The organism is Paracoccus sp. MC1854 (assembly GCF_014164635.1).
Taxonomy (GTDB): Bacteria; Pseudomonadota; Alphaproteobacteria; order Rhodobacterales; family Rhodobacteraceae; genus Paracoccus.
Map to the genome: position 1 here is coordinate 19,684 of NZ_JACJFU010000033.1, position 8,849 is coordinate 28,532.

The following is an 8,849-nucleotide window of genomic DNA, read 5'->3' on the forward strand; positions in this document are numbered from 1 at the left end:
GCGCCGAATAACCTTCATTCTTGGATGGTTGCAGCGGCGGTGCCCGCGGCGATCACGCGATCAGCCGCGCCTCGGTCACGGACTGCACGTCGCCAAGGCTGTTGCCGGGGGCGAGGTCGATCACCCGGAAACCTTCGGGTGTCACGGCGAACACCCCGAGGTCGGTATAGACGCGCGTGACCACCCCTGCCCCGGTCAGCGGGAAGCTGCAGCGTCGCAGCAGCTTCGGACTACCCTCACGCGTGGTGTGGCGCATGATAGCGAAGATCTGCGGCACTCCGGCTACAAGGTCCATGGCCCCGCCCACCGCGGGCGGGAAGCTCTCGTCCAGCGTCGCCCAGTTCGCCAGGTCGCCGTTCTCGGCCACCTGATAGGCGCCGAGCACCGCGATATCGAGATGCCCGCCCCGCATCATCGCGAAGCTGTCGGTGTGATCGAAGAAGGACGCGCCCGGCAGTGTTGTGACGAACTTCTTGCTGGCGTCGATCAGCTCTGGGTCTTCCTGCCCCGGCGCCGGCGAGGGGCCGACGCCGAGAAGGCCGTTCTCGGTCTGGTACATCACCTCGCGCCCTTTGGGCACGAAGGCCGCAACGAGATTTGGCAGGCCGATGCCGAGGTTGACATAGGCGCCGTCGGGAATGTCCTGCGCCAGCCGTGCGGCCATCTGGTCGTCGCTCAGGCGGTTCATGGACGCACTCCGTATTCGGTGAGGCGGTCGATGAAGATGCCGGGCGTCATCACGCTTTCTGGGGGAATCGGCTCATCGCTCAAATGCCGCACCTCTGCAATGCTGTGCCGCGCGGCCATCGCCATCACGGGGTTGAAGTTCCGGGCCGTGGCATGGAAGGTCAGGTTCCCCCAGCGGTCGCCCCGCTCGGCCCGCACCAGCGCGAAGTCGGCGTGGAGCGGTTTTTCGAAGACATAGCCGCGACCGTCGATCTCGCGCGTTTCCTTGCCCTCGGCCAGCTTTGTGCCGTAGCCGGTGGGCGTCAGGAAGCCGCCGAGACCAGCAGCGGCCGCGCGGATACGCTCGGCCAGCGTGCCCTGCGGGACGATCTCGAGCTCGACCTCGCTCGCCTCGAAGCGCCGCTCGAACCAGATCGAACCGGGGGTGCGGGGGTAGGAGCAGATCACCTTCGCAACCTGCCCCTCGCGCAGCAGCGCCGACGTTCCCGTCTCAAAGGAACCGGCGTTGTTCGAGATGATCGTCAACCCCTTCGCCCCGTGGTCCAGAAGCGCGCCGAGCAGCCCGAAGGGGATGCCGGATTCCCCGAAGCCCCCGACCATGATGGTGGCGCCATCGTGGATTGGCGCCACCGCGGAGGCCAGGTCGGCCACTCGCTTGTCGATCATGTCGTTGCCTTCATCTGATTTTTCGCCCGGAACCACTCATAGAAAATCGCAATAGCGATCACCACGAGACCCAGGACATCCGTGTAGAATTCCGGAATGATCGTGAGGATGGCGCCGATGGTGAACAGCACCCGTCCGACCATGCTGATGATGCCGACGCGGTAGAGATAGGCTTCGAAGGCGACCGTCAGCGCCCAGAGAGCGATCAGGGCCATCACCAGCGCGCTCAACACGTCTGCCCAGGTTCCCTGCATCAGCAGGGCCGGGTCGTAGATGAAGATGAACGGGAGGATGAACTTCGCATTGCCCAGCCGCATCGTGAACAGGCTGGTCTTGAACGGGTCCGACTTGGCGATGTTCGCCGCCGTGATCGACGCCAGCGCAACCGGCGGCGTGATGTAGGACAGCATCCCCCAGTAAAGGATGAACATGTGGCTGCCGATGGGGTTGAGCCCGGCCTGCACCAGCGCGGGCGCCAGCAGGATCGACAGGAAGATGTAGGCGGCGCTGACCGTCATCCCCAATCCGAGGATGAAGCTCGTGAGCGCGCCGGCAATCAGCATCAGCAGCACGTTGCCGCCAGCCAGAATCAGCAGTTCGCGCGAAAAGGCGCCTGCAACGCCGGTGTATGACAGACCGCCGACCACCAGTCCGATCCCGGCGAGGATCGCCACCAGCGAGCCGATATTCTTTGCGACGTCGAGCAGCAGGTCCAGTGCGCGGCGCGCGTTCAGCCGGGTCCGGGGGTTGAAGGACGTGGCGATGATCATCGCAAGGGACGCGAAATACGGCGAGTAGCTTTCCAGCCGCATGACCATCAGCACGTAGATTAGCACGACGAGCGACAGAAGGTAGGGCCAGCCCGAAATCAGCGTGCGCCCGAGCGGCGGGATTTCTTCCTCCGGCAGGCCCTTCAGGCCCTCGCGCGCGGCGTAGAGATCGACCTGGAACAGCAGCGCGGCGTAGAACAGGACCGCCGGCAGGAAGGCCGCGATTGCCACTTCGGCGTAAGGAATGCCGAGGAACGAGGCCATGATGAACGCGACCGTGCCCATGACCGGGGGCATCAGCGTCGCGCCGCTCGACGCGGTTGCCTCGATGGCGGCGGCGTAGGTTCGGGAATAGCCCACCCGCATCATCGTCGGAATGGTGAACGGGCCGGTGGTCAGGATATTGGAAATGACGCTGCCCGACAGCGAGCCCAGAAGCCCTGAGCTCAGCACCGAGACTTTTGCCGGCCCGCCCCGGCGGCGACCCAGAAGCGCCGCTGCCAGGTCCATGAAGAAGTCGCTGCCCTTGGTGATCGTAAGGACCGATCCGAAGATGACGAACCCGATCACCAGTTCCGCCACCACCTGCATGGGCAGGCCGACGATGCTTTCGACGCCAAGGACATGGGCGCGCACCGCTTCCGGCAGGCTGTAGGCGGTGCCCCACAGGAAACCGGGCATGTAGCCCGCAAACAGCGGATAGGCGGCGAAGAACAGCGCCGTGCATAGCAGGATATTACCGCCCCCGCGCCGGACCCCTTCGAGCGCCGCGACCAGCACGATCACGGCGGCGATGTCCGCCGACAGCGGGGCGGCGAACTCCCACCCCTCCTGGATGATGCGCAGGCCGTTATTGCCCAAATAGAGGGTTGCGCCGAAGGTCAGCACCACCAGAACCCAGTCGAACCACGGCACCGTCGTCGCCCATTTCGGGCTGGACGGCATCGTGATGAAGGCGATCGAAAGGAAAACGCCGATCAGATAATAAAGATACGAGTTGCCGAGCGGCTGGAAGCCGAACAGGTTGAGCAGGAAAACTTGGTTGATTGCCAGCAGCACGCCAGCGGCGCCGAGGATATACACTACGATCAGCGCGAAGCCCGAGGGGCGCGCCGGCCGTGGAGGATCAGAGCTGTGGTGCATGTGCTGCTCGTCCGTGGTCACCTGACCAACCGGCGGCGGTATCTTTGCGTCTGTGACTGATTCTTGGGTCATCGGGTCCAATCCTGAAAATCGGCGAGCCGACGCATACCCGCGCCGGCTCGGTTAGCAGAGGCAGACCTCAGTTGGATCCCTGACCAAGAGCCGCCTTGGCCTCGGCCCACTGCGCCGCGAATTGTTCAGGCGGCAGGTCTCGGTTCGCCGGCAGGAACTCCTCCCATGCGGCGCGAAGCGCGTCGAGACGGGCGATCCGCTCCTGGTTCCAGGCTTCGGACTCGTCGGTCCAGATGCCCTTCTCGGTCAGATAGCGGACCGCGCCCTCGTGGAAGGGAACGTCGATCGGGGGTGTCCCGGAGATGTTCAGATCCCAGCGGTGCATGGTCGCGGTGGCGTTCTTGTAGAGATCGAAGCTCTCATCCAGCGCCTTGGTGAACGCGTAGACCTCGTCGGCCGACTTGTCAGCGAGAGTTACGATCACCGGATAGCGATAGGCCGCCATTGAAACCTTCTCGCCCGGTGCAAGGCCGGCAGCGATATCTTCCTCGAATGGGCCCATGATCGGCAGAACGTCCAGCAGCTTGGCCCAGCCTTCCTGGTCGTTCGGGTCAAGAGGCACCCACTTGATCCCCCGTGGGGACGACGCAAGTTCGTAAAGCTGGCTGGTCGTCGGCGTGGTGCAGGTGAAGTCCGCCTCGTTCCTGGTCATGGAGCTCATGGCGGCCGCGTAGGTCGGGAACATCACGACCTCGACATCGTCCAGCGTCAAGTCACCGAACGCCAGGACCGCTTCGCACTTGACGTTGATCGACGGATTGCCGACCACGAAAGCGGCGCGCTTGCCGCGCGCGTCGGCGATCGTCTCGATCCCGGCATCCCCCGCCGCCACCATCGACAGCGACGCCGGACGGCCGGCGACCGCACGCAGGTTCTGCGGGCCGAACTCGGGCACGGCATAGTCGTAGTCGCCTTCCGACAGGAAGTAGGTCTCGGTCGCGAGGAAGCCGTAATCGGCCCGGCCCAGCAGCAGCGGCTGCAGGCGGCCGATCCCGCTGCCCGACGGCTGGATGCGAATCCGGGTGTTGGCGTGGCGCCCGAAAGCATCGGCGATCGCCGAGGCTTCGGCGTAGCCTGCCGAGCCCACGTCATAGGCCGTCCAGATCATCGTATTGGGCAGTTCCTGCGCCACCGCCCCAGTGACGCCAAGCGCGAGGGCGATTGTGCTGGCGCGGATTGTACTGAAGAAATTCATGGATGTTCCTCCCAAAACACCTGCAGGGCCGTCATGGCATCCGACGCGAGTGTGGCGCCTGCCTGCTAACTGATCTCACTCTCCCCATCCGGCCTGCGGTGGGCAGGGCCGAAGCTGACAAAGGTTTGCGTGTTGCGGCGCATAATTCAAATGCATTGCCAGCATTTCAGCGATACTGTGGAGGCATCATGGACCTACGACAACTTCGCAGCTTCCTGGAAATTTGCCGCGCCGGCAGCATCACTCAGGCGGCCGACCGGCTGAACATGGCCCAACCCGCCCTGACCCGCCAGATCCAGTCGCTGGAGGAGGAGATGGGTGTTCTGCTACTGCACCGTCACGGACGCGGCGTCAGCCTCACAGCACAGGGCGAGCTGCTGCAGGCCCGCTCGCGTCAGTTGCTCGAGGATGCCGACGATCTGGTCCGCGTCGTGTCGGGCCGCGACGGCGAACTGCGCGGCATGGTCAGGTTGGGCCTGCCCCCCGCGCTGGCCGAGGTGCTGACCGCTCCCCTCATCGAGCGGTTCATGACCGAACACCCCCATGCCCAGCTGCGCGTCAGCTCGGGTTTCACCGGCCATGTGCGCGACTGGCTGCGGCGCGGCGAGGTCGATCTGGGCGTGACCTACGAGCTCGCGCTGGCGCGTGGCCAGCGTGCGATCCCGCTGCTGCGGGAAGAGTTGTGCCTGATCTGCCCGCCCGGCGAGCCACTGGCAGGCGAGCCGATCACCTTTGCCGAGGCGTTCTCAGGGCCGCTGATCCTGCCCACGCCGATTCATGCGCTGCGGCAGTTGATCGACAAGGCGGCCGATATCCGTGGCATCGTGCCGGTGGTCGTGGCCGAGATCGACGTGGTGTCGGCCATGCTCACGCTGGTAGAGAAGAACCTCGGCCGTACGATCCTGTCGCGTGCGATGGGAGGACAGGCGGCGCAAGTGGGCTCGCGGCTGGTCATCCGGCCGATCGTCGATCCTGTGCTGAGCCGGATGCTTGCGTTGTGGCAGTCACCGGCGCGCGACAGCACCCCTGTCGTGCGCCGCTTTGCGCAGGAACTGCTGGAGCAGGCGCGGCTCATGGTCCAGCAGGGCGCCTGGCCGGGCGCACTGCCAGTCCGACCGGATATTGAGCACGAGGGCGAAACGCAGGAACGGAACTGAGCCAGCGGCGGCTTGGACCTGCATCGTTTCTGTTCCGGTCCGGCGCTCATGTGAGGCAGCCCCTTCCAGTTCGTGTTGAAGCCGCCCCGGGCAAGAGACCGCTCGGGGCGATCTCGTGCTGGTCTATCCGAAGAGGTCTCGCTCGTAGATCTTCCCCTTGGCAAGGCTCTGATGATCAAAGCCGTCTGAAGGTGCGAACCTGGGCTTGATCCATGACACTCGCAAATTAGGTCGTTCGGTCACCGGGTGGCGCCCGGGAGTGTCCTGAACTCCGTGTATCTGATCCGGCCCATGCGGTTTTCAGATACAGTCAGGCGTCGAAGCGCCCGGCGAACATTATGGCCAGCTGATTTCGTGCGGCAACCCATTCCCGGACGGCCCTGCCGCCCTTCTCGAAGTTGCGGATGGCCAGAAAGATCAGCTTGGTGGCAGCCTCTTCGGTGGGGAACGAGCCCTTGGTCTTCAGGGTTTTTCGCAACACCCGGTTCAGCGATTCCACCGCGTTGGTCGTGTAGATGATCTTCCGGATCGGGACGCTGAAGGCAAAGAACGGGATCACCTCGGCCCATGCCCGGCGCCAGGCCGGGGCGATGGACGGGTATTTCCCGGCCCATGTCCCCTCGAAGTCATCGAGCCGGCGGGCGGCCTCCTCGGCAGTCGGGGCCTCGTAGATCGGGCGCAGGTCGGCGGCCACCGCCTTACGATCCTTCCAACTGCAGAAGTTCATCGAATGCCGGATCAGGTGAACGATGCAGGTCTGGACCGTGGTGTCCGGGAAGGCGGCGGTGATGGCTTCCGGGAAGCCCTTCAGTCCGTCCACAACGGCGATCAGGATGTCCTGGACGCCCCGGTTGCGCAGTTCGTTCATCACCGACAGCCAGAACTTGGCCCCTTCGTTGTCGGCGATCCAGAGGCCGAGAACCTCGCGCTCGCCCTCCCGGGTAAGGCCCAAGGCGATGTAGACCGCCTTGTTCCTGACCATCCGGCTGTCGGCATCGCGGATCTTCACCCGCAGAGCGTCGAAAATGACGATCGGATACATCCGGTCCAACGCCCGGTGCTGCCAGTCCCGGACCTCCTCCAGCACGGCATCGGTGACGCGGCTGATCAGGTCCGGCGACCTCCGAAGTCCGTAAAGCTCCTCGAGACTCGTCTGGATGTCGCGAACCGAAAGCCCGGCGGCGTAAAGGCCGATGATCTTGTCATCCACCCTGTCGATCCGGGTCTGGCCCTTCCTGACCAGCTCGGGCTCGAAGCTGCCGTCCCGGTCGCGCGGCACCGCCAGCGGCACCTCGCCATCCGAGCCCTTCACCCGCTTTGTCGCGGTGCCATTGCGGCGGTTGGCCTGTTTGGGCGGCGGCTCCGCTCCAGCCTCATAGCCCAGGTGCGCAGTCAGTTCGGCCCCGAGCATCCGCTCCATCAGCCGAACCTTCAGTTCCTTCATCAGCCCGGCATCGCCGAGCAGATCCTCGGGCCGCTTGCAGCCCTTCAGCAACTCGTCCAGCAGCTCGTTGGAAATCGTCATCTTCCTTGCTCCTCTCAGGAAGCATGGACCGGGTCAGTCATACACAGAAGATCAGACACTCTCGTGGCGCCCAGCACCGCCACGAGCTCCAGGCGCTGGTGCGCGGTCATTGCTTCCAGGTCCACCTCGAAGGCTTCCCACGCGAACTCTCGCACCTGTCCTTCATTGAGCGTGCCAATATAGTAGCCATAGTTGTCTTGGTGCCGATACGACACTGTCAAAGTGCCGTAGCGTGCAGTCCAAACGTCGCCGTCGTGTGTGATTGTAATCTGCAACGGGTCGATCTGCATCACTCCTCTCCCTCAATCTACCAATCTACGCAGGCTCTCGAGCCACTCATGTGCAGATAGCCATGCACGGCAGCACCGCATCCACGGCGCTGCGAACTTTTTTCGTCAATTTCCATAAATTCCCTTCGTCCCTCGGGGAACCGGCCATTCTTTATCTTAAGCAACGACAGACAGGCCCGCAGGAAGGGAGGATGAGGGCGACATTGAAGCTGCCGCACTGGTGCAGCGTATAGAAAAGAGCGAAGCAAATGTTCGACTCTCGTCCTTCTGAAGTTCGCCGTGACATCCTCGAGCGTGTCCGCCGGTTCTTCTTCGATTATGGCCATGAGCTCACCATGGCCGCCTCGATGCTCGGCGGTACCGCTGCCGAGGCGCGGGTGGTATCTTGCGCCATCCATCTCGACCGGAGCCCCTGCATCGATCGCCGCCTCAAGCGCGATCTTGCGGCCATTCACCGGTGTCTTGCACTTCATGATGTGGGCGATCCGGATGACTTCGACATCTCCCTCTTTTCGACGCTTCATCCCGCGTCCGCCGAAGTCGAGACAATCTGCCTGCTGACGGACATGCTCGAGGATCTGCTCCACGAGATCGACAGCATGGGGTGCGATCTGGCTGGCGAGGTTGATGGTCCCCTGATCGCTGCCTGACATCTCTCTCGATCCCCCGGGGATCGAGCCTTGACGCCCGTCCCCAGTACGCCGGGCAACCCTGGAGAGCTGTTATGAAGATCAACCCTGTAGCCGCGCCCTCGCTCGACGGGCTGGCGACTGAAACCATCCGTCTCAGACGTGAGCTCCATGAAATGGCGCACGCCGTCTACGTCGGCGGCAACATCCGCGACTTCGGGTTTGCGGCGCGGACACTGGGTCGGCTTGCGGAGCGGCAGCCATTTGATAGCCGTGACACCGCTTCTTTCCAGGCGTTGCGCGGCATCATCGATACCGACCTCAGCCGAGAAGTCGTCGGGACTGAACGACGCTTCGTGGAGACTCGCTACGACAACGATGGTCAGCATGGTGAGGTTCGCGAGATTCCGGTCTACAGTGCACGCGGCGAAACGCTCCTGCGCCTGCAAGAAACGCTCAACAGCTTCCTCGCTGCACGTGACGCGGCCTTGGATCGGATTGCAGCGGATCGCGCCCTCATGCAACTGCTGCGCACCTGATTGCGCAGGCGTGGCACCGTTCCCGGGGCGCGAGCCAACGCGCTCCTGGGGTAATCCTCCCATTTCTAACGGGGTCCATTCGTAGAACTCATGCGGCCATTTTCAGTTTCTGGGCGGGTGTGATGCCGCCGATGCCCATGTTCGGGCGGTCGTTGTTGTAAGTCCAGAGCCATTGC

9 protein-coding genes are annotated in these 8,849 nt (G+C 63.8%); 3 read left to right on the forward strand and 6 right to left on the reverse strand.

Annotation, left to right across the window (positions count from 1 at the left end; genetic code table 11):
* Positions 1-52: 52 nt before the first annotated feature.
* The 4 genes from H5395_RS15265 to H5395_RS15280 all read right to left on the reverse strand — a co-directional run bounded on the left by H5395_RS15265 (position 53) and on the right by H5395_RS15280 (position 4,533).
* The gene (locus H5395_RS15265; protein ID WP_182793419.1) at positions 53-688 is read right to left on the reverse strand and encodes a 3-oxoacid CoA-transferase subunit B; all 636 of its coding nucleotides are present in this window, start codon (positions 686-688) and stop codon (positions 53-55) included.
* Positions 685-1,353, reverse strand: a complete 669-nt coding sequence (locus tag H5395_RS15270) for a 3-oxoacid CoA-transferase subunit A (protein WP_182793420.1) — start codon at positions 1,351-1,353, stop codon at positions 685-687. Before H5395_RS15270 ends, H5395_RS15265 begins: the two co-directional genes overlap by 4 nt.
* The gene (locus tag H5395_RS15275) at positions 1,350-3,287 is read right to left on the reverse strand and encodes a TRAP transporter permease (RefSeq protein ID WP_370576478.1); all 1,938 of its coding nucleotides are present in this window, start codon (positions 3,285-3,287) and stop codon (positions 1,350-1,352) included. Before H5395_RS15275 ends, H5395_RS15270 begins: the two co-directional genes overlap by 4 nt.
* Positions 3,288-3,405: 118 nt before the next feature.
* On the reverse strand, positions 3,406-4,533 hold the full coding sequence (locus tag H5395_RS15280) for a TAXI family TRAP transporter solute-binding subunit (protein ID WP_182793421.1): 1,128 nt from the start codon (positions 4,531-4,533) through the stop codon (positions 3,406-3,408).
* 188 nt (positions 4,534-4,721) lie between these two features.
* Here H5395_RS15280 and H5395_RS15285 point away from each other — a divergent pair, with 188 nt between their 5' ends.
* On the forward strand, positions 4,722-5,690 hold the full coding sequence (locus H5395_RS15285) for a LysR family transcriptional regulator (RefSeq protein ID WP_182793422.1): 969 nt from the start codon (positions 4,722-4,724) through the stop codon (positions 5,688-5,690).
* A 310-nt stretch (positions 5,691-6,000) separates the two neighbouring features.
* Here H5395_RS15285 and H5395_RS15290 read toward each other — a convergent pair whose 3' ends face one another.
* Together H5395_RS15290 and H5395_RS15295 are read right to left on the reverse strand one after the other, a co-directional pair.
* Positions 6,001-7,215: an IS256 family transposase gene (locus H5395_RS15290; protein WP_182793423.1), complete on the reverse strand. Its 1,215-nt coding sequence runs from the start codon at positions 7,213-7,215 to the stop codon at positions 6,001-6,003.
* Positions 7,216-7,229: 14 nt separating this feature from the next.
* Positions 7,230-7,505 (reverse strand): hypothetical protein, encoded by a 276-nt coding sequence (locus H5395_RS15295; RefSeq protein WP_182793424.1) that lies wholly within the window; start codon positions 7,503-7,505, stop codon positions 7,230-7,232.
* A 248-nt stretch (positions 7,506-7,753) separates the two neighbouring features.
* Here H5395_RS15295 and H5395_RS15300 point away from each other — a divergent pair, with 248 nt between their 5' ends.
* Both H5395_RS15300 and H5395_RS15305 read left to right on the forward strand, forming a co-directional pair.
* A complete protein-coding gene (locus H5395_RS15300; RefSeq protein ID WP_182793425.1) occupies positions 7,754-8,155 on the forward strand; it encodes a hypothetical protein in 402 nt (133 codons plus the stop codon).
* Positions 8,156-8,229: 74 nt separating this feature from the next.
* Positions 8,230-8,673 (forward strand): hypothetical protein, encoded by a 444-nt coding sequence (locus H5395_RS15305; protein WP_182793426.1) that lies wholly within the window; start codon positions 8,230-8,232, stop codon positions 8,671-8,673.
* Positions 8,674-8,849 lie beyond the last annotated feature (176 nt).